The organism is Sphaerisporangium sp. NPDC049002, from assembly GCF_040649355.1.
Lineage (GTDB): Bacteria > Actinomycetota > Actinomycetes > Streptosporangiales > Streptosporangiaceae > Sphaerisporangium.
In genome coordinates this window covers 21,234-45,562 of record NZ_JBEZFH010000030.1, presented here as the reverse complement: position 1 = coordinate 45,562, position 24,329 = coordinate 21,234, and the positions used below count along the sequence as shown (strand labels likewise).

General features: G+C 71.7%; 22 protein-coding genes and 1 pseudogene. 12 read left to right on the top strand and 11 right to left on the bottom strand.

Features of this window, described 5'->3' with window-relative positions; genetic code table 11:
• The 6 genes from AB0B89_RS09565 to AB0B89_RS09540 all read right to left on the bottom strand — a co-directional run.
• Nucleotides 1-672 (bottom strand): sigma factor-like helix-turn-helix DNA-binding protein (locus tag AB0B89_RS09565; RefSeq protein WP_358550417.1); only part of this gene is annotated, 672 nt, incomplete at its 3' end.
• A 69-nt stretch (nucleotides 673-741) separates the two neighbouring features.
• Entirely contained in the window at nucleotides 742-2,811 is a 2,070-nt protein-coding gene (locus AB0B89_RS09560; protein WP_358550415.1) for a UvrD-helicase domain-containing protein, read from the bottom strand.
• Nucleotides 2,812-2,822: 11 nt separating this feature from the next.
• Complete coding sequence (locus AB0B89_RS09555; protein WP_358550413.1) at nucleotides 2,823-5,276, bottom strand: hypothetical protein; 2,454 nt, start codon at nucleotides 5,274-5,276, stop codon at nucleotides 2,823-2,825.
• A gap of 69 nt (nucleotides 5,277-5,345) precedes the next feature.
• Complete coding sequence (locus AB0B89_RS09550) at nucleotides 5,346-6,128, bottom strand: class I SAM-dependent methyltransferase (protein WP_358550411.1); 783 nt, start codon at nucleotides 6,126-6,128, stop codon at nucleotides 5,346-5,348.
• 140 nt (nucleotides 6,129-6,268) lie between these two features.
• The gene (locus AB0B89_RS09545; protein ID WP_358550409.1) at nucleotides 6,269-7,351 is read right to left on the bottom strand and encodes an extracellular solute-binding protein; all 1,083 of its coding nucleotides are present in this window, start codon (nucleotides 7,349-7,351) and stop codon (nucleotides 6,269-6,271) included.
• Between the two features lie 104 nt (nucleotides 7,352-7,455).
• A complete protein-coding gene (locus AB0B89_RS09540; protein WP_358550407.1) occupies nucleotides 7,456-7,608 on the bottom strand; it encodes a hypothetical protein in 153 nt (50 codons plus the stop codon).
• A gap of 174 nt (nucleotides 7,609-7,782) precedes the next feature.
• Here AB0B89_RS09540 and fdxA point away from each other — a divergent pair, with 174 nt between their 5' ends.
• The 3 genes from fdxA (at nucleotide 7,783) to AB0B89_RS09525 (ending at nucleotide 9,982) form a co-directional block, all read left to right on the top strand.
• Entirely contained in the window at nucleotides 7,783-8,109 is a 327-nt protein-coding gene (gene fdxA / locus AB0B89_RS09535) for a ferredoxin (RefSeq protein WP_358550405.1), read from the top strand.
• Nucleotides 8,110-8,231: 122 nt separating this feature from the next.
• Nucleotides 8,232-9,311, top strand: coding sequence for a succinyldiaminopimelate transaminase (dapC, locus tag AB0B89_RS09530; protein ID WP_358550403.1), 1,080 nt, complete (start codon nucleotides 8,232-8,234; stop codon nucleotides 9,309-9,311).
• A gap of 11 nt (nucleotides 9,312-9,322) precedes the next feature.
• Nucleotides 9,323-9,982: a DUF4178 domain-containing protein gene (locus tag AB0B89_RS09525; RefSeq protein WP_358550401.1), complete on the top strand. Its 660-nt coding sequence runs from the start codon at nucleotides 9,323-9,325 to the stop codon at nucleotides 9,980-9,982.
• A gap of 68 nt (nucleotides 9,983-10,050) precedes the next feature.
• Here the strand turns inward: AB0B89_RS09525 and AB0B89_RS09520 are convergent, their stop codons facing one another.
• A complete protein-coding gene (locus AB0B89_RS09520) occupies nucleotides 10,051-10,830 on the bottom strand; it encodes a hypothetical protein (protein WP_358550399.1) in 780 nt (259 codons plus the stop codon).
• Between the two features lie 107 nt (nucleotides 10,831-10,937).
• Here AB0B89_RS09520 and AB0B89_RS09515 point away from each other — a divergent pair, with 107 nt between their 5' ends.
• The 3 genes from AB0B89_RS09515 to AB0B89_RS09505 all read left to right on the top strand — a co-directional run bounded on the left by AB0B89_RS09515 (nucleotide 10,938) and on the right by AB0B89_RS09505 (nucleotide 13,901).
• A complete protein-coding gene (locus AB0B89_RS09515) occupies nucleotides 10,938-11,774 on the top strand; it encodes a 2,3,4,5-tetrahydropyridine-2,6-dicarboxylate N-succinyltransferase (RefSeq protein WP_358550397.1) in 837 nt (278 codons plus the stop codon).
• A complete protein-coding gene (gene dapE / locus AB0B89_RS09510; RefSeq protein WP_358550395.1) occupies nucleotides 11,767-12,840 on the top strand; it encodes a succinyl-diaminopimelate desuccinylase in 1,074 nt (357 codons plus the stop codon). The genes AB0B89_RS09515 and dapE overlap by 8 nt, the downstream gene beginning before the upstream one ends.
• A gap of 272 nt (nucleotides 12,841-13,112) precedes the next feature.
• Nucleotides 13,113-13,901, top strand: a complete 789-nt coding sequence (locus AB0B89_RS09505; protein ID WP_358550393.1) for a TIGR00730 family Rossman fold protein — start codon at nucleotides 13,113-13,115, stop codon at nucleotides 13,899-13,901.
• 71 nt (nucleotides 13,902-13,972) lie between these two features.
• Here the strand turns inward: AB0B89_RS09505 and AB0B89_RS09500 are convergent, their stop codons facing one another.
• Together AB0B89_RS09500 and AB0B89_RS09495 are read right to left on the bottom strand one after the other, a co-directional pair.
• Nucleotides 13,973-15,217 carry a cytochrome P450 gene (locus tag AB0B89_RS09500; protein WP_358550392.1) on the bottom strand — a complete coding sequence of 415 codons (1,245 nt, stop codon included), beginning with the start codon at nucleotides 15,215-15,217 and terminating at the stop codon, nucleotides 13,973-13,975.
• A 247-nt stretch (nucleotides 15,218-15,464) separates the two neighbouring features.
• Nucleotides 15,465-15,848: pseudogene (locus AB0B89_RS09495) on the bottom strand (AMP-binding protein); the annotation flags it as partial.
• Here AB0B89_RS09495 and AB0B89_RS09490 point away from each other — a divergent pair.
• Nucleotides 15,753-16,022 (top strand): hypothetical protein, encoded by a 270-nt coding sequence (locus AB0B89_RS09490; protein ID WP_358550424.1) that lies wholly within the window; start codon nucleotides 15,753-15,755, stop codon nucleotides 16,020-16,022. The pseudogene AB0B89_RS09495 and the gene AB0B89_RS09490 sit on opposite strands and share 96 nt — an antisense overlap.
• 198 nt (nucleotides 16,023-16,220) lie before the next feature.
• Here the strand turns inward: AB0B89_RS09490 and AB0B89_RS09485 are convergent, their stop codons facing one another.
• Entirely contained in the window at nucleotides 16,221-17,621 is a 1,401-nt protein-coding gene (locus tag AB0B89_RS09485; protein ID WP_358550391.1) for an FAD-binding oxidoreductase, read from the bottom strand.
• A 165-nt stretch (nucleotides 17,622-17,786) separates the two neighbouring features.
• Here AB0B89_RS09485 and AB0B89_RS09480 point away from each other — a divergent pair, with 165 nt between their 5' ends.
• The 3 genes from AB0B89_RS09480 to AB0B89_RS09470 all read left to right on the top strand — a co-directional run bounded on the left by AB0B89_RS09480 (nucleotide 17,787) and on the right by AB0B89_RS09470 (nucleotide 22,486).
• On the top strand, nucleotides 17,787-18,269 hold the full coding sequence (locus AB0B89_RS09480) for a hypothetical protein (protein ID WP_358550389.1): 483 nt from the start codon (nucleotides 17,787-17,789) through the stop codon (nucleotides 18,267-18,269).
• 59 nt (nucleotides 18,270-18,328) lie between these two features.
• Nucleotides 18,329-21,826 carry a BTAD domain-containing putative transcriptional regulator gene (locus AB0B89_RS09475; protein ID WP_358550387.1) on the top strand — a complete coding sequence of 1,166 codons (3,498 nt, stop codon included), beginning with the start codon at nucleotides 18,329-18,331 and terminating at the stop codon, nucleotides 21,824-21,826.
• 72 nt (nucleotides 21,827-21,898) lie between these two features.
• The gene (locus AB0B89_RS09470; protein ID WP_358550421.1) at nucleotides 21,899-22,486 is read left to right on the top strand and encodes a TIGR00730 family Rossman fold protein; all 588 of its coding nucleotides are present in this window, start codon (nucleotides 21,899-21,901) and stop codon (nucleotides 22,484-22,486) included.
• Here AB0B89_RS09470 and AB0B89_RS09465 read toward each other — a convergent pair.
• The gene (locus tag AB0B89_RS09465; protein WP_358550385.1) at nucleotides 22,463-22,747 is read right to left on the bottom strand and encodes a hypothetical protein; all 285 of its coding nucleotides are present in this window, start codon (nucleotides 22,745-22,747) and stop codon (nucleotides 22,463-22,465) included. The genes AB0B89_RS09470 and AB0B89_RS09465 overlap by 24 nt on opposite strands.
• Before the next feature lie 106 nt (nucleotides 22,748-22,853).
• Here AB0B89_RS09465 and AB0B89_RS09460 point away from each other — a divergent pair, with 106 nt between their 5' ends.
• Both AB0B89_RS09460 and AB0B89_RS09455 read left to right on the top strand, forming a co-directional pair.
• Nucleotides 22,854-23,711 (top strand): hypothetical protein, encoded by an 858-nt coding sequence (locus AB0B89_RS09460; protein ID WP_358550383.1) that lies wholly within the window; start codon nucleotides 22,854-22,856, stop codon nucleotides 23,709-23,711.
• 48 nt (nucleotides 23,712-23,759) lie between these two features.
• Nucleotides 23,760-24,317, top strand: coding sequence for a DNA-3-methyladenine glycosylase I (locus AB0B89_RS09455; protein WP_358550381.1), 558 nt, complete (start codon nucleotides 23,760-23,762; stop codon nucleotides 24,315-24,317).
• Nucleotides 24,318-24,329: the final 12 nt, after the last annotated feature.

Sequence of the window (24,329 nt, the reverse complement as noted above, 5' to 3'; positions counted from 1 at the left end):
GTGCCAGGGCACCGCGGCGGCGAGGTCGTCCGCGGGCACGGCCGAGCCCAGCCGTCCCCGCAGCCAGGCGAGGTGGGCGGCCAGCGGGGTGGCCTCGGGGGCCGCGAGCCGGGCCTGGACGTGGTCGCGAAGGTCGCGCTCGATCTGCCGGATGCGCTCGCGGGTCACAGAGAACCGCTGCGCCAGCTCGTCGAGCGTCACCCGGCGCTCGGCGTAGACCCGGTCCTTGGCGATGGCCCGCTGCCGGTCGTCGAGCGCGGCGAAGATCTCGTCGATCAGCTCGGGGATCGGCCGGTCGGGCTTGGCCGGCTGGGCGGGCACGGACGCCGCCTCGCGGCCGGGCTGGGCCTCGGAGGCCAGCAGCCGCGACAGGACGCTCGTGAACAGCGCGTGGACGGCCTCCCGGGTCTCCGGGACGCGCAGGCTCTGCTCGGGGTCGGTCAGCCGGATCAGGGGCAGGATGTCGCCGAGTGGTAGGTGCCCCCAGCAGGCCATGGAGAGGTCGGCCAGTCGCGCCGCCACCTGAGCGGTTCCGACGATCAGGCAGGCGCGGTCCAGGGGGAGTGCCTGCCACCACGCGTCCGGGAGACGGGTGTCGCTCGCGATCGGCTCGACCTGGCTGGGCGCTGTCCAGCGCAGGGGAGGCACGATGTCGCTAAGGCTCAAATTCATGGGGGTCCAACCGGCATGGGGCTTGGGTCGGGATGAGACTCGGTCTTATCCGCAGTTCAGGTTATTGGGTCATGGGGGCAGAAAGGGACTTGCCCGGCCGGAGTAGGACACGTAAAGCCGCTCGGCGGCCCGTGTACAGGCCATGTAGAGCAGCCCCCGTTCCCGCTGCAGGTCGTGGGCGCGCGCCGTCGGATCCTCGGCGGCCGGGGTGAGCGCGTCGGCCGAGGGCACGATGCCGTCGGCCACCCCGATGAGGGCGACCCGGCGGAACTCCAGGCCCTTCAGGCCGTGGAGCGTGGTGACCCGCACCGGCGCCTCGGCGTTCGCGAGCGCCGCCTTGGCGTCCTTGACCAGGTCGCCGTGGCGGGTCGCGACGGCGATCTCCTCGGGTGGCACCCCGTCGTGGATCCATTCCTGGACGACGGTGACCAGGCCGGCCAGCTCCGCCTCGTGGGAGGTGTACTCCCGTACGAGCGGGCGGGTGCCCGGATGCGTCGCGCGGAAGCCCACCAGTTCGATGATGCCGTCGACCAGGCCGTCGGCCGGGCCCCCGCCGCGCAGCCGTACGCCCCACGAGAGGATCTCCTGCGGCAGGCGGTGGGAGACGGTGAGGCGGTGGCTCTCGGCCTTGATTCCGAGCGCGCTGAGCGCCACCCGGGTGTCGAAGACCCGCTGGTGGGGGTCGCCGACGATGAACAGGTCGTTCGGGGCGGGCGGCACGGCGGCGCGCAGGAGCCGCCACTGCGCCGGGTGCAGGTCCTGCGCCTCGTCCACCACGATGTGCCGGTACGGTTCGAGCCCCGGCGCGTCGTCGCCGAGCAGGTCGCCCGTGGTACGGCCGAGCAGCGTGGAGGCCTCGGAGGCGAGCTGGAGCAGCGTGCGCCGGCCGGAGGCGCGCAGCCGTCCAGTGACGTGCTCGATGGCCTTCCAGACCGCGGTGCGCTCCTCGACTTCGAGCTCCACGCTGCGGCCGGGACGTCGCGCGGCCAGGTATTCCTGCACGGTGCAGAGGTTCTGCGCGAGGATCACCTGTTCCCACTCGCGCAGCAGGAACGCCGGGCTGTGCAGGTCTCCCGAGACCTCCGAGGCCTCCTGCCACAGCGTGGCGAGGTCGGGCGCGCCCACCAGCAGCGGAGGCCGTCCCTCGGCCTCGGCGACGATTCGGTGGGCGAGGCGCTCCACGTTGCCGACCTCGACGCGCTCGCGGATCTCCTCGTCGTCCACCAGCAGGTCGAGCTTCGCGGCCACGTCGGCGGCCACGCCCTGGGAGAACGTCACGAGCAGGACCCGGCCCGCGCCCGCGCGTGCGAGGTGGGCGGCGCGGTGGAGCGCCACCAGGGTCTTGCCGGTCCCCGCGCCGCCGGTGACGAGCACCGGCACGCCGTAGCTGTCCTGGTGGGCCAGGCGGTGCTGGGTCGGGTAGAGGAACGTGCACCAGTGCGGGGTGGTGAGCACCCGGTCGAGCACGCTCGGGTCGGGGACGAAGGCGGCCCGGTCGGGCGTGCGTTCGAGGGCGGCGGTGAGGTCGGTGACGTCCACGGCCGTCGCCGGCACGGCCACGCGCGTGTCCAGCGCCCGCCACGCCTCGGCGACGGAGCCGCCCTCGCCCAGCACCGCCAGCGGGGCGAACTGGCTCTCGGGGAGCAGCGGTTCGAGCGCGTCGAGGTTGGCGGCCGTGGTGATCAGCCGCACCAGGGGGAGCACCTCGGTGTCGATGCCGAGCCCGAGCAGTTCGCTGTCGCGGACGTGCGCGAACAGCCGCCACTCGGTCGAGGCGGCGGAGCGGCGCAGCGCGGGCTCGACCCGTTCGAGGGCCTCGGCGTTCCAGATCTCGGCGACCCCGATGGCCGCGTTGACGGCGAAGCGGTGCCGCTGGGCGTACGACCAGGCCTCGGCGTCCGGCAGCACGGTGAGCATCCAGTACACGTCGCGCTGCCGCACCACCACCCCGCGGTGGCGGTCGGCGAGCCGCAGCGTCGCGACGCGCGGGTCCCTGGTGTTGCGCACCCGCTCGGGGTGAGGAGCGGACGTGGTGTTCTGCAGGAACCGGCGCAGGGAGATCACGGCGTCCCGGCGTACGGGCCGGGGAAGCGCGTCGAGGTCCTGGGGGACCTCGGGGGCGATCGCGAGCCGGGGCACTGCGGCTCCCGTCAGACCATCAGGGACAGCAGGTCGCGGTCCCCGCGTTCTCGGAGCCGGTTCATCAGGTCGGGCAGTCCCACTGGCCCGGTCATGCCGATGCGGGTCGCGAGCACCCGGATGGTCTCTTCGAGCGACTCGGGGCCGCCGTTGGTGGTGTGGCCGGCCAGCCGCAGCGCCACCTCGCCCTTTTCGAGGTCGCCGGTCGAGGGGGGCACCAGCCTGGTCCGCAGGACCTTGTCCTCCTCGGCGACGGTGAGGAACAGGTGGGCTCCGGGCTGCGCGCCCATGTCGTGGAGAAGCTGTCCCAGCGACTCGATGACCGGACGGGCCTGCCAGCTCAGCGTCACCTCTCCGGCGGCGCTCGTCACCGTGTGGCTTTCGCCGGGGGAGAGCCCGAGGTAGGCGGCGAACCCGCTCGGCAGCGGGCACTCACCACCGGTGAGCTGCTCGGGCGCGACGTCGACCCGCAGCCACCAGAGGCCGTCCGGGTGCCGGAAGCACCTTCGGGTCATCGACACGTCCTTGAGCTGGCCGGTCGGGACCGAGTGGGGCCCCTCGGGGTCGCCCGGTCTCTCCTCTTCGGCCTTGCCGGGCTTCTTGGTGCTCTGGATGCGCAGCTGCGGGACGTTCTCCAGCCACTCCTTGGCCACCTCGGGGTGGATGCCCAGGGTCGACACCAGTTCGAGGGCGCGGGCCACCGTCGGCGGGCGGTCGGCGTTGAGGATCAGGGCGCAGGTCTGCTCGCGTAGCTCCGCGATGTCGCCCGACACCAGCCAGTCGTCCTGGACCGTGTAACCGGGCAGGGTGGCCAGCACGAACTGCCAGGCAGGGACGTCGAGCGAGCGTAGTTCCCTGGTGTGCCAGTCGGCGGCGGTCATCAGGCGCGACTTGGGCGCGGCCACGCCGAGCGTGCCGGGGAGCTTCTCCAGGTGCTGGGTGTACGGCGCGGCGTCCGCGCTGTCGAGCCAGTCGGCCAGCCTGCCGCGGAGCTCGCCCTCCAGGGCCACGATGTCCTCGGGGGTGACGGCGAACAGCTTGGCCAGTTCCTCGGGGGCGGCGGGGGAGTCGGCGAAGACGTGGTTCTGGGCCACCGCCCAGGTCTTGTCGTCCAGGTCGGCGAACGCCGCGTCGATGATCGCGGGGATGTCCCTCTCGGTGCGCCCGGTGCCCAGCTCGTCGGTGTTCGTGCCCGTCGGGGTCCCGCTGCCCTCGGGCGCGGCCGGACCTTCCGCCTCGCGCGGCGGTTCGCCCTCGCCCGGGATGTCGCGATCCTGGGTGTCCTCGGGGCCTCCGGGGGCTCCGTCGTCTTCCCCGGAGCCTTCCGGGGCGTCCGCGGCCGAGGGGGGCTTGGCGCCGAAGGGGTCGGGGTCGAGGGGGGCACCGGCGGGGCCGAAGGGCCCGGAGTCCGGGCCGAACGGGTCGTTCTGCGCGAACGGGGCGGGCTCGGCGTCGAACGGCTCGGGCTCGGGCACGAAAGGCCGGGGCGTGGGGGTGAACCCCGGCTCGTCCCCGCCGAACCCGGGACCGTCCGTGCCGAAGGAGGGGACGTCGGGGGCGTACGAGGGGCCGTCAGGGGCGTACGAGGGGACGTCGGGGGCGTACGCGGGTGCGCTCGGGGCGGCGAAGGGCCGTTCGGCGCGCGGGGGCGGGGTGAACATCGAGGGACGGGACGGCGCGGAGTCCCGGGGGCCGTCGCCGGGGAACTCCCTGGAGGCGTGCTGCTCCAGGGCGGCCTCCGCCATGCGGGCCGCGGCGAGCCCTAGGGGGTCGACGCGGTCGATCGACGCCTTCTGCCTCTTCGGCAGCGGGGGCGCGGTCCGTACGGGAAGCGGTTCGGCCCGCGGGGGCGCGGAGGCGGGCGCGGAGACGGCCACGAGCGCTTCCGAGGGCGGCGCGGGTTGGGAGACCGGGGTGGGCGTCTCCGAGGCCGGTACGGGCGTCTCGGAGGCGGGGACGGGCGTCTCCGCGGGTGTCTCCGCGGGCGTTGAGGGGGTCTCCCCGGGCTTCTCGGCCGGCGGGGACGTCCGGGCCGCCTGGTCGTCCTGACTCTGCTCGCCGGTGGGCGTCAGCCGTACGAAGACCGCGGTGAACAGGGCGGTCAGGACCGGCCTGGCACGGATGAACGGCTGGTCGGTCAGCTCGCGGCCGGTCAGCGACAGCAGGCCGAACCACGAGCCCACTCGGTCGAGCGCGATGGAGACCTGCGGCTCGTCGGCCTCCTCGGGGTCCATGACGTGCAGGGCGGGCAGGATGTCGCCCACGGCGGCGGCCGGCCAGTGCTCCATCGCCAGCTCCGTGAGGAGCTCGCCCAGGGCCTCGGGGCCGAGCACGGCGAAGACCCTGCTGAGGGGCACGGCCCGCCACCAGGCGTCCGGCAGGCTCGGCACCTCGCGTAGCTGCGAGAACCCTGTCGCGTCACTCCACCGAAGCGGAGGCACGAGATCACTCAGGCAGAAGTTCATCCCGTTTCCTCTCCGGTGATTCCGTTGACCAGACCATAGTCTGGCAAATCGCTCGATCGTAGGCGGCGGTTAGGCTCGCACAGCGGCGAATCGCAGCCTCACGTAGTCGGCCACCCAGCCCGATTCGCGGCGCAGGGCGGGAGCCGCCAGCTCGTTGACCCTTCTCAGCAGCGGCTCCACCGTTGCGGGCGGCACTCCGTCGAGCAGGGATCCGGCGAACATCCGTACCCAGTCGGCGGCGCCGTTGGGGCACTCGTCGAGCGGCGTCGGGCGGTCGAAGTATTCGAGCAGCCGTACGGTGAACCCGCCCTTCTCCAGGCGGACGGCGTACTCGGCCGGGCTGGGGAAGTACCACGGCAGCTCGGGTTCGGGCAGTCCGTACTCCCGCCAGGCCGTGAGCATCGCGGAGGTGAGCGCCGCGCAGTTGCCGGCGCCGCCCAGCTCCGCCACGAACCGGCCTCCGGGGGTCAGCGCCGTGCGCACGCACCGGATCACCGCGTCGGGGTCGCGGCCCATCCAGTGCAGCGCGGCGTTGGAGAAGACCGCGTCGTACGGCCGGCCGACGCCGAAGTTGGCGCCGTCGCCGACCATGAAGTCCAGGCCCGGGTGGTGGGCGACCGCGACCTCGATCATCGCGGCGGAGCCGTCCATGCCGAGCACGGTGGTGCCCCTGGCGGCGATGTCGGCGGTGAGCACGCCGGTGCCGCAGCCCAGGTCGAGGATGCGCTCGCCGGGCTGGGGGTCCAGCAGCTCGATCAGCGGCGCTCCGTGCGCCGAGACGTAGCCGAACGAGCTGTCATAGGCGCGTGCGTTCCACCGCATCAAGCTCGGCGTGTCGTATCGCAAGGCCATCAGCTCGCATTCTCAGACATCGCTTCCCGTGTCCGTAAGTACAGACACTTTAGAGCCAAGATGCCCTTGCGACACATCTGTCCGGGTGCTTCCCCCTCACCGGCCGCGTCGATCCGGGGATGGGGGACGGATCACCAGGGTCAGCTCATGGACTTGGCCCAGTTGTCCTTCAGGTAGGTCTTGGCCTCGTCGGCCTGGGGGATCGTGAGCACGACCGGGGTGCCGGACACGGCGGGCAGCTTGGCCGCGGCCTGCTTGTCGAGCTTGCCCTTCATGTCCAGCGCCTCCATGCGCGCCGGGCGGGCGAATCCCTTGAGGAAGAGGTTCTGGACCTCGTCGCTGTAGAGGAACTCCTGCCAGAGCCGGGCCGCGGCGGGATGCGGCGCCTTCTTGTTGATCGCCTGGACGTAGTACGACGCGAGCGCCGCGTTCGCCGGGATCACGACCTTCCAGGCGGGCTTGTCGTCTCCGGCGGTCTGGGCGGCCTTGGCGGCGTTCACGTAGTCCCAGTCGACCAGGGTGTTGGCCCGGGAGGGCAGGCTGAAGGCGCCCGACTTCTTGAGCTTGGTGAAGAATTCGAGGCCCCGCTGGGCCTGCGGCTTGCCCGCCTGGAGCGAGGCCGCCATCACGCCGTTGAACGCCGCCGCGGTCTGCAGCGGATCGCCCGGCAGGGCCACGGCGTATCCGGGCCTGAGCAGGTCGGAGAAGCGCGACGGGGCGCTCACCTTGCGCGGGTCGTACCCGATCGACATGTAGCCGCCGTACCCGGCGTACCAGTGCCCCTTGAGGTCCTTGACGCCGTCGGGGATGTCCTGCCAGGCGGCCACCTTGTAGGGGGAGAACTTCTGCGCGTTGGCGATGGCGACGTCCATGCCGAGGTCGAAGACGTCCGGCGCCTGGGCGGGCGGCGCGGCCTTCGCCAGGTCGATCTCGCGCTGGCTGCTCGCGCCGGGCTCCGCCACGTTGATCCGCAGCCCGTACTCGCCGGTGAAGCGGTCCATGATGGCACCGTAGTTCACCCAGTCGCGGGGGACCCCGGTGAGGTTCAGGGAGCCCTCTTTCCTCGCGGCCTCGACCAGCCGTTCCATCGAGCCGAACCCTTCGGCGAGACTGGCGGCCTTCGGGTTGACCGGAGGGAGCTTCTTGTCGGTGGTGGTCGCTGACGAGCACCCGGCCACGGCTGTGGCGAGGAGCGCTACTGCGGCTGCGGCACGTGATGTCACGAGACGAATACTCAACGTCACGCCCTCTCGCGTCGAGGAGGCACGCGGACACTTGGGGCAGCGTTGGGGTACAGCTCAGGGCTTACGACGCCAAAGGGGCCGGCTCAGCGCTCGGGGACGACCTTCGCCGCGACGACCTTCTCCTCGGGGATGCCGACCAGCGTGCCGTCGCGCTTGCGGACCTTGAGCAGACCCTCGTGCCAGGACTCGAGGACGCCCACCGTGTCGCGGAATCCCTCGGGTTCCCTGCGTCGCACCGTTACCCTGCTGCCGACATCTGATGGGGAAACGGAGATGAGCAGTCTTCCGCCAAAGTGCGTTGTCATCCGCTTTCCCCCCCTCCCGTTTCAGACATGTGGCCAGCACGGCAATACTAGGTCTAGCAACCCGCGGTCGAGTCGTGCGAAGGCGCGGAGAAGAAGGAGCCCGAGGTGACCTACGTCATCGCGCAGCCTTGCGTGGATGTCCTGGACAAGGCGTGCATCGAAGAATGCCCCGTCGATTGCATCTACGAGGGCAACCGCATGCTCTACATCCACCCAGACGAGTGTGTGGACTGCGGCGCGTGCGAGCCCGTCTGCCCGGTCGAGGCGATCTTCTATGAGGACGACACGCCCGACCAGTGGAAGGACTTCTACAAGGCGAATGTGGAGTTCTTCGACGAGCTGGGCTCGCCCGGCGGAGCTTCCAAGGTCGGGAAGATCGCCAAGGACCACCCGATCGTGGCGGCCCTTCCGCCGCAGGCAGAGGAGCACTGACCTTCGGCCTGCCCGTGGTCATGAGGTGCCGCCGGGTACCGTGGCCTCTGGTCGCGGTACCGCCGGTGACATGACCGGCCGCCGACATCCATGATCGCGCTGGACTTCTGGGGGGTTTCTCGGTGATCGGGCTGCCTGACTTTCCGTGGGACCGTCTGGTGCCCTACAAGGAGCGCGCGCTCGCGCACCCTGGCGGCATCGTCGACCTGTCGGTCGGCACCCCCGTCGACTCGGTGCCCGCCGTGGCGCAGGAGGCGCTCGCCGGCGCGGCCGACAGCCCCGGGTACCCCCTCACTTACGGCACCGAGCGGCTCCGCCGCGCCGCCGCGGGCTGGCTCGCCCGCCGCCACGGCGTCACGGTCGACCCCGCCGGCGTCCTGCCGACCATCGGCTCCAAGGAGCTGGTCGCCTGGCTGCCCACCCTGCTCGGCGTGGGCGCGGGCGACCGCGTGGTGATCCCCGCCCTGGCGTACCCCACCTACGACGTCGGCGCCCGCATCGCCGGGGCGACGCCGTACGCCACCGACGGCCTGCTGGGTCTCGGCCCCGAGCGCGTGCCGCTGGTCTGGGTGAACTCCCCGTCGAACCCCACCGGCCGCGTGCTGCCCGCCGAGCACCTGCGCAAGGTCGTCGCATGGGCGCGCGAGCGGGGCGCCGTCGTGGCCTCCGACGAGTGCTACATCGAGCTGGGCTGGGAGGAGCGGCCGATCTCGATCCTGCATCCCGATGTCTGCGGCGGCTCCCACGAGGGCCTGCTCGCGGTCCACTCGCTGTCCAAGAGGTCCAACCTCGCCGGCTACCGCGCGGCGTTCGTCGCGGGCGATCCCGCGCTCGTCGGGCGGCTGCTCGAGGTGCGCAAGCACGCCGGCATGATCGTGCCCGCGCCCGTCCAGGCCGCGATGACCGCCGTCCTCGACGACGACGAGCACGCCGACGCGCAGCGCGATCTGTACGCCGCGCGACGCGCCCTGCTGCGCCCGGCGCTCGAAAAGGCCGGGTGGCGTGTCGAGCACTCGACCGCGGGCCTCTATTTGTGGGCGACCGACGACCGTAACTGCTGGGAGCAGGTTCAAGCGCTTGCTGAAATCGGCATTTTGGTTGCGCCGGGCGACTTTTACGGACACGCCGGTTCATCACATATCCGGATCGCCATGACAGCAACTGACGAACGGGTCAATGCGGCGGTGCTCCGCCTCCAGTAGGATCCCGCGGCATGACCGTTGCGGTCGTGCTCGCAGTGAGCGCAGCCATCTTCGTCGTGGTGCTGGGCGCTTTTCTCGGCACGCGACGGCCCGAGAAGACGGCTCGACCGGCTCCCAGACCCCCTGAGCCGGCACCCGAGCCGAGTTCGTCGCACCCGGCGCTGGCCCGCCCGGTCGTCCTGGACCCCGACTACCTCGATCCGAGGACGATCAAGGTCGGGGACACCATCGACCGTCAGGGGTCGCGCTCGCGCGTCCTCGGCGCCCTGCACCTGTCGTGGCAGGGCGACCAGTGGATCGAGTACCTCCTGGAAGAGGGGGTGCGCCACTACCTGTGGCTGTCGGTCGAGGAGCGCCAGGGGGCGACTCCGGACGACCCGCCGCACCTTGAGGTCTACCTGTGGACGCCGGTCCCGACCCAGGGCATGGTGCCCGCGAAGAGCATGCTGATCATGGAGAACGTCGAGTTCTTCCCGATCGACCGTGGGACCGCCGCCTTCCGCTCCGAGGGCACGACCGGCTATCCCGAGCGGGGGCTGGTCGACTTCGCCGACTACCGCGCCGCCGACGGGCGGCTGCTGAGCTTCGACCGGGTGCAGGGCCAGGCCTGGACCGCCGCCTACGCGCAGCCCCTCTCGCCCGGCTCGATCAACGTCGAGCGCATGCTCTAGACGCGCGGAGGGCATGTTTCAGGCCCGCGGAGCGCATGCTCCAGCCGCTGCTCCGGCCGCGCGGAGCGTCAGGCGATCTCGACCTTGCCCGCTGAGGACTTGGCGTCGGTCAGCCAGCCGTCGTGGCCGGTCGCCGACTTCCACGCGACGCCGGCGTAGCGAACCTGGTGCAGGCCGTACTTCTGGGCGTGGGCGACCGACCAGGCGGCGATCAGCCAGCCCCTGCGCTGCGTCGCCGCGCTGATCTGGTTGCCGTCGCTGGTGGTGTCCCCGAGGGCCCTGCTCAGCTCCTTGCGCGCCTTGGCGGTCTGGGTCGGCACGGGCTTGTCGGGGAGCGGGTACCAGCAGTGGACGGCCTTCGGGACGCGCCCGGTGAACGCCCCCGCGAGGATCTTGGCGTCCGCCTCGTGCTGGGCGTACGCGGAGCCGTCGGCGGACCGCTGCACGGCCTGGGCCGCCTCGTGCAGCGGCAGTTTCTGGTAGCGCTTGACCTTGACCAGCGCCGAGAAGAACTTCTGTGTCGCGTACACCGGGTCCTGGAGCTGCTCGACGGTGCCCCAGCCCTGCGAGGGGCGCTGCTGGAACACCCCCACCGAGTCGCGGTCGCCGAACGGGAGGTTCAGCAGTTTGGACTCCTGGATGGCCGTGACGTACGCGATCTCGACGGCCCGTTCGGGCAGCCCGCGGCGCGTGGCCACGGCGGCGATCGTGGCCGCGACCTGCGCCTGCTCGATCTCCAGGTCGAGCGTGCCGAGGGTGGTCTTCACCTCGCAGTGCTCACCCAGAGCGAGCGGCTTGGCCTTGTTCAGCAGCTGATAAATCCCGAAAAATATCGCTACGCCAAGCACGACGACGATGCCCGTAATCGTCAGAACCGCTCGTGAGAATCGCCGTGCCACGCACAAGAACCTACCGGCCCAGCCGAGGTCCCCGTGCGGCACTAAGCTCCCCTTGCATGAGCGAGACCTTCGAAAGCCCCTTGTCGGCCACCGTGGACGAGCTGTGGGAGCGGCGCGCCGAGCTGTCCCCCGATGACGCCGAAGCACGTGGCGTGATCGTCGCCGCCGTCGACATGCTGGACACCGGAAAGGCCAGGGTCGCCTTCGTCGACCACTCCTCCGGTGACGTGATCGTGGACGAGCGGGCCAAGCGCGCCATCCTGCTCAGCTTCCGGGTCCTCGGCATGGTCAGGAGCCAGGTCGGCGACTTCCACCACAACGACCGCATCCCGCTGAAGACCTCCCTTGAAGGCGTGCGCGTGGTGCCGGGCGCCATCGCCCGCTGGGGGGCCTACCTCGCCTCGGGCGTCGTGCTGATGCCGTCCTTCACCAACATCGGGGCGTATGTCGACAGCGGCACGATGGTGGACACCTGGGCCACGGTCGGCTCCTGTGCCCAGATCGGCAGGAACGTCCACCTGTCGGGCGGTGTCGGCATCGGCGGCGTCCTTGAGCCCCCGAACGCCGTCCCGGTCGTCGTCGAGGACGAGGCGCTGATCGGCAGCCGCTCGATGATCGTCGAGGGCGCGCGGGTCGGCAAGGGCGCCGTGGTGGGCGCCGGCACGATCCTGACCTCGTCCATGCCCGTCATCGACGTCCAGACCGGCGAGGAGATCAGCCGGGGCCACGTCCCCGACTGGTGCGTCGCGGTCGGCGGCACGCGCCCCAAGGAGTTCCCCGGCGGCACTTTCGGGCTCCCGTGCGTCCTTGTGCTCAAGCGGCTCGCGGCCGGCCGGCGACACGACAAGGCCGAGCTGAACGACGTACTGCGCCAGCATGGCCTCAATGCCTGAGACGGCGCCGCTCGACCTCTCCGGTGACGTACGGGCGCTCACGGCCGCGCTGGTCGACATCGAGTCGGTCAGCGGCGGCGAGAAGGCTCTGGCCGACGCGGTCGAGGCGGCCCTGGCCCCGCTGCCGCACCTCACCGTCGTGCGCGACGGTGAGGCCGTCGTGGCGCGCACGGATCTCGGGCGCTCCGAGCGGGTGGTCGTCGCGGGCCACCTCGACACCGTGCCCCTCGCCGGGAACCTCCCCTCGCGCGTCGAGGGCGACCTGCTGTACGGCTGCGGCACCTCCGACATGAAGAGCGGCGTCGCCGTCGCGCTGAAGCTGGCCGCCGGGGTGCCGAGCCCCAGCAGGGACGTCACGTACGTCTTCTACGACTGCGAGGAGATCGAGGCCGCGCGCAACGGGCTGGCGCGGCTCGCCCGCACCCGTCGCGAGCTCCTGGCGGGCGACTTCGCCGTGCTGATGGAGCCCACCGGCGGCGAGATCGAGGGCGGCTGCCAGGGCACCCTGCGGGCGCAGGTCGTCACCGAGGGCAGGCGGGCCCACAGCGCCCGCTCCTGGTACGGCGTCAACGCCATCCATGCCGTGGCGCCCATCCTGGACCGCCTGAACACCTACGAGGCGCGGGAGCCGGTCGTGGACGGCCTCGGCTACCACGAGGGGCTGAACGCCGTCGGCATCGCCGGAGGGGTCGCGGGCAACGTCATCCCCGACGAGTGCGTGGTGACGGTCAACTACCGCTTCGCCCCCGACCGCTCGCTCGACCAGGCCCAGGCACACGTGCGCGAGGTCTTCGACGGGTACGAGGTGCGGTTCACCGACGGAGCGTCCGGCGCGCGCCCCGGGCTGACCCATCCCGTGGCCGCCGCGTTCGCGCAGGCCATCGGCGGGACTCCCCGGGCGAAGCTGGGCTGGACCGACGTCTCGCTCTTCTCCGAGCTCGGCGTCCCCGCGGTGAACTACGGTCCCGGCGACCCGAACATGGCGCACCAGCGGGGCGAGTACGTGTCGCTCTCCGCGATCGCCGAATGCGAGCGCAGGATGCTGGCCTGGCTCGGCGCTCCGTGACCGTGGGGCACTGACCGTACGGAATCGGGGCCGCGCCGCTTCGCGGAGCGGGCCGTAAGGCGTCCGCGCAAAAGAAAGTGGCTTTCCTCGCCGGCCATTTGGCGGGGAAAGCCACTTTCAGTCCCGAGCAGCACCCTCGGCTCTTAGACGCGACCTCGCGAAGAAACGGTTCCCCTGCTCCGAGCAGATTTTTCAAGATTCTTTGGGGCCTGGGTGAGACCTTCCCATCCGGTGCGGCTTACGCGCTCGCGCGGGCGGTTAGCGTGATTCGCATGAACAAAGCACCTCGCGAGGAACGCCGTCAGGGACCGTCTCTGGTCCGGGGGAAGTTCCTCCCCGACACCACCTATGACGAGAGACTCCTCGACCAGCGCGGATCCACCGAGTGGCTGCACATGGACCCCTGGAGGGTGCTGCGCATCCAGGCCGAGTTCGTGGAGGGGTTCGGGCAGCTCGCCGAGCTGCCGCCCGCCGTCACCGTCTTCGGGTCCGCGCGCACTCCCGCCGACAGCCCCGACTACGCGCTGGGCGAGCAGGTCGGCAAGGCTCTGGCCGAGGCCGGGTACGCCGTCATCACCGGCGGCGGGCCCGGATGCATGGAGGCGGCGAACAAGGGGGCGCGCCAGGCCGGCGGCGTCTCGGTGGGGCTCGGCATCGAGCTGCCCTTCGAGCAGAAGCTGAACGACTATGTGGACCTCGGCATAGAGTTCCGCTACTTCTTCGTCCGCAAGACCATGTTCGTGAAGTATTCGCAGGCCTTCGTGGTCATGCCTGGCGGCTTCGGGACTCTCGACGAGCTCTTCGAGGCCATCACGCTCGTCCAGACGGGGAAGATCACCACGTTCCCGATCGTCCTCGTGGGAACAGAGTTCTGGAAGCCGCTCATCGACTGGATCAAAGACACCCTGCTGGTCAGAGGCATGATCTCCGAGGATGATCCGAAGCTGTTCCACGTCACGGACGATCCGGACGAGGCCGTCCGCCACATCGTGGCCGGCCATCAGCAGGCGGCCGTCGAATCCCGTGTCCGGGCCGCCACCGCAGGGGCCGAGGCAACCTGACTCCACGGTCGGCCCGGCCCCCGGCAGCGGCTGGAGAGGCCGCTGCCGGGTATCTGAGCGGGTCTAGAGGGTCAGCTGGCGGCCGCCTGGCCGAGAAGGACGGGTAGCTCGCGGTGTCCGTTGGACATGAAGGACTCCAGGGGACGGAGTTGGTCCACTGGACTGGCGAGAGCGAGGCCGGGGAAGCGGTCGAACAGCGCGGGCAGGGCGATCTCCGCTTCCAGGCGGGCCAGGGGCGCTCCGAGGCAGAAGTGGGTGCCGTGCCCGAACGACAGATGGCGGTGCCGGGTGGGACGCTGGATGTCGAACCGGTCCGCGTCCTGGCCGTGCAGGTCAGGGTCCTGGCCGGCGGCGGCGTATCCGATCACTATGGCGTCACCGGCGTGGAACACCACCCCACTGGCTGTGTCGTTGATGTCTTCAACGGCGAAGCGCATGATCAGGTTGGCGACCGGTGCCTCCTTGCGGAGGGTCTCGTCGATCACGTCGTCCCAGGTGGCCTGGCCGGTGCGGACCAGGGCGAGCTGGTCGGGGTGGCTGAGCAGGTTCACGATCGCGTGGTCCAGGAGATTGACCGTCGTCTCGTGCCCGGCGCCGATGAACAGGAGAAGCGTGTCGAGGACTTCCTGTTCGGACAGGTTCGAGCCGTCCTGGTCGTCGCGGGCCGCGATCAGGGCGCTGGTGAGGTCGTCGCCGGGAGCCTGACGCTTGGCGGCGATGAGCTCGGCGAGCATCATGTAGATCTCGCGGGCGTTGGCCGCGGCCTGTTCCTCGGTGAGGTTGGTGGCGAACAGGCCGCCGACGGTGCGGCGGAACCCGTCGTGTGCCTCTTCGGGGACGCCGAACAGTTCACTGATGACCAGAAGGGGCAGCAGATAGGCGAACTGATCGCGCAGGTCGACGGCGCTGTCGGCGGGGGAGGCGGCGAGTCGCGCGAGGAGATCGTCGGTGATCTTCTCGATCGTCGGCTTCAGCGCGGCGGTCCGGCGGGGAGTGAAGGCGGCGGACAGCAGGCGGCGTAGGCGGGTGTGCTCGTCGCCGTAGGCGGTGAGCGCGCTGCGGACCTCCACCCAGGGGCGCAGTGGCCAGTTCTCCGGGATCTCACCCTTGATGAAGGCCGGCCAGTGCTGGTGGGCGTCCTTGGACACCCGGGGGTCGCTGAGCAGTCTCTTGATCAGGGCGGGATCGGTCACCGCCCACGCCACCACTGCACCAGGAAGTTCCACCCGCGTCGCGGGGCCCTGGGCGCGGAGGAGCCGGGCTTCGGCGTGGATGTCCTTGCCGGCGGGGTCTAAACGGTGGGGGCAGGTGTCCATGAGTCTCCAGACATCGTGATAGGTGGGTAGGTGACAGGCAGTATGGGCCGCCCGCCTGGCGGCGGGCGGGTGGGTCAGTACATGGACGAGCCCTGGCTGAGCGTGAGCTCCTTGATGTCGCCGGCATCGGGAGAGACCGCCGCGTTGCCGCCGGAGAGGATGGCCACCACGGGCCCGGCCGGCAGCGCAGCAGGTTCAGGGTGTTGCGGTGTTCCACCACCACGCCCTTGGGCGTTCCGGTGGATCCGGAGGTGTAGATGACATACGCCGCGTCGCTCGGATCTCCGGGCACATAGGGCGCCCCGTCGCCCGGCGCGACGTCGTCGACGAGGATGGTCTCGGCCCCGGTCAGGATGGCCGTCCGGCGCAGCGCGGCCGAGGTGATCACTGTGGAGAAGGCGGAGTCCTCGGCCATGAACCGCAGCCGCTCGGCCGGGTAGGCGGGGTCCAGCGGCACATAGGCCGCTCCCGCCTTCCACACCCCCACCAGCGCGGGCACCAGCCACTCATCGCGATCCAGGCAGACTCCGACCAGGTGGCCGCGTCCGACGCCCTTTGCGGCAAGGGCGCCTGCGACGTCGTCGGCTCTGCGGTCCAGATCGGCGTAGGTGAGTCGGCTGGTACCCGCCACGACGGCGACGCGGTCCGGAGTACGACGACTCTGGTGCGCTATCGCCTCGTGGACGCGACCTGGCAAGCCGAAGTCGTCGGTCGCCGTTGCGGTCTCCCCCTGCCACGCCGTCCGCAATTCGACGCGTGTCGCATCAACGGTCACTTCGTCCTCTTTCCCACCAAGATCACGTAGGTGACGAGAGTTTGTAAGGCCCCGCCTAATTTGCCAAAGCGTGAAACAGGGGACTTGTAGCCGTCTTGGAGCGACTTGTGATCCAACTGCGCGGGCGGCGACCGGCAGGTGGGGTGCCGGTCGCCGCCCGCATGCGCGGCACGGTCGCGGAAAGGTCCGGCACGGAAAGGTCTCCGTACCGCCCCGGCGAGACCGGGCTCAGCCGCGCGGCACCACGTGGCCGAAGCGGAAGAGGCCCGCCGGGTCGTACAACCCCTTCAGCTCCACCAGTTTGCGCAGCACCGGCTCCGGCCAGGCCCGGGAGATCCGCTCCGGAGAGAGGTCGCCGCCCTGGAAGTTGATCAGCGTGCTGCTCGCCGACCAGGGGGCGAGGGCGCCGATCACCGCCTGGACGCTCGCCGGCACGACCATCTCCATCAGCTCGGGGACCGGTGCGCCGATGACCAGCAGGGAGAAGGCGGCGTCGCGCCCGCCGACGGCGTTCGGCTCCTTGGGCGCGCGGGCCAGCGCGCCGCCGAGCTGCCGCAGTTCCACGACGGCCAGCGGGATCTCCGCCGAGGGACCGGCGACGGCCAGCAGCGCCTCCACCGTGTCCTCGGTCAGCTCGCGGAGCGAGACGCCGCGCTCGTAGACCGGCATCGGGGCGACCGGGTCGTTGTGGATGGAGTCGATCGCGGTGTAGGGGAGGTGCCCGATGGTGTCGAGCACGGGCTCGGCCACGGCGCGCATGGGGGCCAGCAAGCCCTCAGCCTCCTGGGCGTCTCCGAGGTGGGCGAAGCGCAGGTGGACGACGAACCGTCCTCGCAGCTGCGGCGGCAGCTCGGGCAGCGGCGGCAGCCGGAGCAGCGCCACAGAGGTGGTGGAGGACTCCGGCAGCGTGCCGGTCCAGGTCCGGTAGGCGTGCAGGACCCGGGCCGCGTCGTCAGCGGCGTAGTAGAGCCCGCCGGCGTACAGGGTGGTCACAGGGAACAGGTCGACGGTGATCGAGGTCACCACGCCGAAGCTTCCCTTGCCTCCGCGCAGCGCCCAGAACAGGTCGGGCTCGCGCCCCGCGTCGACCGTGCGCACGATGCCGTCCGCCGTCACCACGGTGATCTCCCGCACGTGGTCGGCGGCGAAACCGAAGGTCCTGGCGATCGGGCCGACGCCGCCGCCGAGGGTGAAGCCGACCACACCGACGGAGGTCGCCGAGCCGCAGAGCGGGGCGAGGTCGTACGCCGACGCCGCCGCGACCACCTCGGTCCAGGTGCAGCCGGCGCCGATCCGGGCCGTACGGGCCAAGGGGTTGACGTCGAGCTCGCGCATCCTCGACGTGGTGATCAGCAGCGCCCCGTCGGCCGCCTGCACGGCGCCGTGGCCAGTGGCTTGGACGGCGACGGGCAGCCCGCGGACGGCCGCGAACCGGACCGCCGCCGCGACGTCGTCCTCACAGGTGGCGGCGACGACGAGGGCGGGGTGGTGCCGGACGGCGAGGTTGAATCCGGAAACCTCCTGCTCGAAGCCGTTCTCGCCCGGGGACAGTACGGGTCCGGAGATCTGGCTGCGCAGCCCCGAGAGGTCGATGCCGAGGTGGTCCGCTGACGGGCGGGCGGTACTCATTGATCATCTCCTGATGACGAGAGGTTGACGCTCCAGTTGTCTCGCATGGCGTTTGGAATTCTCTGGCGGACGACTTGTGCCGTCCCTGACCCGGCCGGTGGACGGCGGGCCGGGATACTAGCGACGCCCAAGACGCCTCCTAGCCGCGGGCGAGATCCTGCGGGCATGTCGTCGCCATCCGAGTTCCGGCCGCCCAGTACCCTGCTTCTGCGCGAGGTGCCGGCGCACACGGGCACGGCCGGTGGGCAGATCCTCGCCCCCGTCCTCACCGCAGCCCTGCGCGAGGCTTCGGCCGTCCGCTGCCGCGTGTACGTGCTGTCGGATCTGGCCGGTCCCGCCGCCGCGCCGCCGCTCGCCGCGGCCCTGGTAGAGACCGATCCGGCCGCCCACCGGGCGCGTCTGAGGGCACTGACCGTCATCGGGCCGTACCGGGGGCTCGGGCTGGAGCGCCGGCTGCTCGGGGAACTGCTGACCGAACTGCGCGCGGCCGGGGTCCGGCAGGTGTGCTACCGCGCGGAGCCGGGAGCCGGTGACCTGCCAGCGCTGCTGCGCTCGTCAGGTTTCACCGGCGACGAACGTACGCCTTGTCAGTACGATGAGCCAGGCATCGGGCCCCTGGCGGTCACCTGGCTCATCCGCGAGCTGTGATGGAGACGGCCCTAGGCGTCATCCGGAGCCCGGCGATCGAGATGGACGGAGCCGTCAGAGTGAGCAGAACCGGCGTGCCGGACGACGCGAGCGCCGCACACGATCTGGACTTCCGGATTCTCGGACCGCTGGAGGTCGTGGACGGAGCTGGAACGGTCCTCGACCTCGGTTCCCGCAAGCAGCGTGCCGTGCTGGCGCTGCTCACGCTGAGCGCGCCGCACGTCGTCCCCCTCGACCAGCTCATCGACCGGCTGTGGACGAACGAGCTTCCGTCCAGCGCCACCGGCACGCTCCAGGCGTACATCTCACAACTGCGCAGGGTCCTCGAACCCTGGCGCAGCCCCCGTTCCCCCGCCCGCGTCCTGCGCACCCGGGAGCCGGGCTACCTGCTCGACATCGCCTCCGACCAGCTCGACGCCAACCGCTTCACCCGGGCCGCCGAGGCGGCGCACGCCGCCCTCGCGGAGGGCAGGCCGGAGGACGTCGATCGCGTCCTCGACCCGGCGCTGAGCTCCTGGCGGGGTGAGCCGCTCGCCGACTTCCCTGACGACGCCTTCGCACGGGCGACCGCGGCCCGGCTCGCCGAGGTCCGGCTGTCGGCGCTGACGGTCCGGGCGGAGGCGTGGCTGGCCATGGGACGGCACGCCGAGGCGGCCGTCGAGGCCGAGCGCCTGCTGCAGCACGACCCCTACCGGGAGGGACTGTGGGCGCTGCTCATGCGCGCCCTGTACGTCGGGCACCGGCAAGCCGAGGCGCTGTCCAGCTACCAGCGCTGCCGCGTCATGCTCGGCGAGGAGCTCGGGCTGGTCCCGAGCCCGGAGCTGCGCCGCCTCGAACGGGCGATCCTCGAACAGGACGAGACGCTCGCCGGCACCTGGCCGTCCGCGGCGGCCCCGGCCGTCGCGTCCGCCGTCCGCGTTTCCCCTGCCGGCCGGACCCGGGGGGCAGGGCAGGAGGAGGGCCCCACGCCCCCGGCGCCCGCGGCCGGGGAACCGGAGCCGGGTGCGGGCGGCCGGCGCCCGCCGAGGCTCGTCGGCCGCGAACCCTATCTGCGCCGCATCAGGGAGCGGCTGGACGACCTCGGGCGCGGGACCGGCGGGGTGCTCCTGGTCAGCGGCGAGTCGGGCATCGGAAAGACCCGGCTGGCCGAGGCGGCCGCGGGGCTCGCCGCCGAGCGGGGCATCACCGTGGCCTGGAGCCGGTGCGCCGAGGGCAGCGGCGTCCCCGCGTTCTGGCCGTGGCTCCAGGCGCTCCAGGAGCTGGACGGCACGGGCTCCGGTGAGCCGTCGAAGGTCGTCGCCTCGCTTTCGGGCGTCGACCGTGCGGCCGACACGGGCGACCCGGACACGGCGCGGTTCCTGCTCTACGACGCCGTGGGCAAGACGCTCGGGCAGCTGACGGCCACATCGCCCGCGCTGATCCTCATGGACGACGTCCACTGGGCGGACGCCGCGTCCCTGAAACTGCTGACTTTCCTCGGCGGGGATCTGCACCGGATGCCGCTGCTCGTGCTCGCGACCATGCGCCCGGAGTCCGGCAGGGCCCCGGAGCCGCTGGCCGACGCCCTCGGTGAGCTGACCCGGCAGCGCGGTACCGAGAGGATGGGCGTCACCGCGCTCACCTCCGAGCAGATCGCCGACTACCTGGACGACGTCGACCAGGCGGCCGCCAGCCCGGAACTCGCGGACGCCCTGCGCGACCGCACCGGCGGGAACCCGTTCTTCCTCGGCGAGCTGCTGCGCCTGCTGGCCAGCGTCCACTCTCTCGACCAGGTGGCCGTGGAGGACGTGGTCGCGCTGGCGGTGCCCGACGGCGTCAGCGACGTCATCACCCAGCGCGTGTCGCGCCTGCCCGAGGACTCCCAGACCCTGCTGCGGGCCGCCGCGGTGATCGGCAGGGACGTCGACTCGGCCGTGCTGGAGACCGCCACGGGCATCGGCGGCGCACGGCTGATGATGCTGCTTGAGCCCGCGGTCGCCACCGGGCTCCTCATCGAGGTCGACGGCGGGTGGGACTACCGCTTCTCGCACGCCCTGGTCAGGGAGGCGCTGTACGCCAGGCTGAGCCGGCTGCAGCGGGCGCAGCTCCACGGCAGGGTCGGCGAGGCGATCGAGACCCTGGCCCGGGGGGACCTTGCCTCGCGGCTGCCGGTGCTGGCCCACCACTTCGGGATGGCCGCGCGGGTCGGCTACTCGGAGAAGGCGACGTCGTACGCGGCCCAGGCGGCCAGGCAGGCCGCCGACCGGCTCGCCTACGACGAGGCGGTCATGTTCTGGGAGCAGGCGCTCGCCTCGCTCGACCCGTCCGCGCCGGACTCCGCCTCGACCCGCTGCACGCTCCTGATCGAGCTCGGCCGCGCGCGCCGGGTGACCGGGAACGTGCTCGGGGCCCGCGTCGCACTGGACGAGACCGTGACGCTGGCCGGCCGCCTGGGCGACGACGCCGCCGTGATCGAGGCCGCGACGGTGTTCGGCGGGGTCACGCTGTGGAACTGGCGTTCCTACGGAGTCGTGGACCAGGGCATGGTGGGCGTGCTGGAGGACCAGCTCGCCAGGCTGGCCCCCGAGCTGGCGTTCCGGCGCGCCGAACTGCTCGGCACGCTCGGGGTGGAGCTGTACTACGGAGAACGCCGCGACGAGGGGCGGCGGCACGCGGCGGAGGCCGTCGAGCTGGCGCGCGGGATCGGCGACCCGAGGCTGCTGGCACGCACGCTCAACAACTTCGTCATCACCGCGTGGACGCCCGAGCACGACGAGGAGCACCACCGGGCGGCAGAGGAGATCCTCACGCTCCCGGGCCTGCCCCGCGTCACCGAGATCATCGCCCGCCTGCACCGGATGCCCGCGCTCCTGCGGGCCGGCATGCTCGCCGACTACGACGCCGAGCTGGCGCGCTGCCTGCGGATGACCGCCGAGGTCCGGATGCCCGAGATCGAGGCGCAGGTGACCTTCGCCGCGGTGGGCCGGGCCATGCTCGGCGGCGACTGGCCGGAGGCCGACCGGCTGGCCGCGATGGGCACCGGCAGCTACCGCCGCACCAGCCTGTGGGGGGCCGACCCCCTCAAGCTGATCTACGCGTTCTTCTCCGACTGGTGCCGGGGACGGCAGGGCGCGCACGTACGGGGACTGGTCGACGCCGGCGCCGACGACTCCAACCGGCTGCTGCGGCCGACCGCCGTGCTCGCCGCGGTCGAGGCCGGGGAGGAGGCGCTGGCGCACCGGCTGATCGACCGCTGGGGCGTCAAGGCGGAGCGGGACTGGTCATGGCAGTTCGTGACCTGGCAGTGGGGCCTCGTCGCCACCAGGATCAGCCGTCCCGACCCCTACTGCCTGCTGGCCGAGCTGGAGCCCATCGCCGGCGAGCTGGTGACGCTCGGCACGGGCTGCGTCTCGTGGGGCGCCCTGCACGACGTCGTCGCCAGGCTGAAGCGCGCGACGGGCGACACCGCCGGCGCGCTCCACCACGCGGAGGCGGACCGGGACACGCACCGGCGCCTCGGCCTGCGGCACCTGGAGAACCGCGGCGCCGCCCTCCTCCGCGAACTGCGCGGCGGCTGAAGCGGGGGGACGAATGATCAGTCGCCGCCCCTTTCCGGACGAGAAGGTCTGTGTAGGGTTACCGGCGTGGATATGGCGATCTGTGTGTTCTGTGCCTCCAGCCAGAAGATCGACGGGAAGTACATCGACCTCGCCACCGAGGTCGGCACGGAGCTGGGCCGGCGCGGGCACACGCTCGTCAGCGGCGGCGCCGTGGTGTCCTGCATGGGCGCGGTGGCCCGTGCCGCGCGGGAGGCCGGAGGCCGCACGGTCGGCGTGATGCCTCAGGCGCTGGTCGACCTGGAGATCGCGGACACCGACTCCGACGAGCTGATCATCACGACCGACATGCGCGAGCGCAAGGGCGTCATGGACGCCAGGTCGGACGCGTTCCTGGTCCTGCCCGGCGGCATCGGCACGCTGGAGGAGCTCTTCGAGATCTGGACCTCGCGCACGCTCGGCCTGCATGACAAGCCGCTGGTGATCCTGGACCCGTGGGGCCTGTACTCCCCGCTCCGCCGGCTCGTCGACGGCATGTACGACGAGGGGTTCACCCGCCCCAACGTCTTCGACGCGATCTCCTGGACCACCACGGTCGAGGAGGCGCTGCACCACCTGGAGAGGCCGGGCCGTCCCCTGACCCCCCACGCCGAGGAGCTAGGCGAGGCCGCGCCGAGCTAGCTCCGGGGGCCGCCGCCCGGCCAGCGACTCGGTCATGTCGATCGCCAGCCGCACCTGCTCCTGGTGGTCGGTGCGGAACACGCGGGCCCCGAGCCAGGCGAACACCGCCGCCGTCGCGAGCTGCGTGTTCTCGTCCCCCGAAAGGGTCACCACGACCGTACGGCCCGCGCGGGCGTGCCGCTCGACCTCGGAGGCCGAGCCCGCCTCCACCCAGGAGGCGTCCAGGGGCCCGTCGGGGCCGGTAACGAGTACGGGCGTCATGCGCCGATGGTGCCACATGCTTCCGCGTACGTTCCAATGCGCGGGCGGATCAAGGCACCGGGGCAAGTGGGCGCGCTCAAAGGCACCGATGTGGCACGATTCGTATGTGCTGGTCCTACTCGCCGTCGCCGCGCTCGCCGTGCTGTTTTGCGTGGTGATGGTCTCGCAGGGGCGCGGTGGCGAGCTGACGGAGTTCGCCCCCGATGTGCCGCCCCTCGACCTTCCCGAGCCCGGGCAGCTGACCGCCGTCGACTTCATGGCGCTGCAGCTGCCGGTGAGCCTCGTCGGGTACCACACCCCGAGCGTCGACGAGACGTTGCAGCGGGCCGCGACGGCCATCGGCGAGCGTGACACCCACATCGCCGTGCTGGAGCAGCGCGTCGCCGAGCTGCTCGCGGGTCGCCTCCAGGCTCGCCAGGAGTCGTACGCGCGGCCGTCCTGGGCGCCCGATCCGTCGGAGCCCGCGACGGAGCAGGAGCTCGCCGCGGGTCCTTTCGCGACGGCGGAGCACCCGCCCGGCGTCGCAGGAGGGGAGGGAACGGCGGCGGGCGCGCACCAGAACCTCTTCGACGCCATCACCCCGGCCCCCGGCCTGGTCCAGGTTCCCGGCGAGGACACCGACCCGCCCGGGACGCCGGGCGAGCCCGAGGACACCGACTCCGCGAAGGAAAAGCCCGAGGACGCCGACTCCGCGAAGGAATCGGACCCCTCACCGGAGCTCGCCCCGGATGGGTCCAAGGAGCCCTCCGGAGAACTCCCCTCGGAAGGGTCCAAGGAGCCCTCCCGGGAACTCCCCTCGGATGCCAAGGAAGCGAGCTCCTCCGGCAAGGCCGAGAGCGCGTCCGAGGAGCCCGCGAGCGGGACCGCTTTCGGGGAGCCCAAGAGCCCCCCCGGGAAGCACTCGGCGTCCAACGGGGGCGGCGTCGCGACGGGCGGCCGCACCGAGGCGGAAGAGGCCCGCTGACCCCTCGGCCTGTGAGCCTTCGCCCGCGAGCTTGTAACCTCGGGGGCTGTGACCCCTGAGCTTGTGCGTTGCGGCTGGGTGACCACCGCGCCCGACTACATCCGCTACCACGACGAAGAGTGGGGGCGGCCCGTACGCGGCGACGACCTGGTGTTCGAGCGGCTGACCCTGGAGGCGTTCCAGTCGGGCCTGTCCTGGCTGACGATCCTGCGCAAGCGCGAGAACTTCCGCGCGGCCTTCGCCGGCTTCTCCATCCCCGCCGTCGCCGCGTTCGGCGAGCCCGACGTCGAGCGGCTGCTGGCCGACGCCGGCATCGTCCGCAACCGGGCCAAGATCGAGGCGGCGATCGCCAACGCCCGCGCCGCCGCCGAGCTTCCCGGAGGCGTCTCCGAGCTGGTCTGGCGGTACGCCGACCCGGCCGCGCCCATGCCGAAGACGCTCGCCGACGTGCCCGCGACGTCGGCGGCGTCCAAGGCCCTGGCCAAGGAGCTGAAGCGCCACGGCTTCCGCTTCGTCGGCCCGACCACGGCCTACGCCCTGATGCAGGCGATCGGCCTGGTCAACGACCACGTGGCCGAATGCTGGGTGCGCGACAGCGTCGCCTGACGCCCGCCGTGG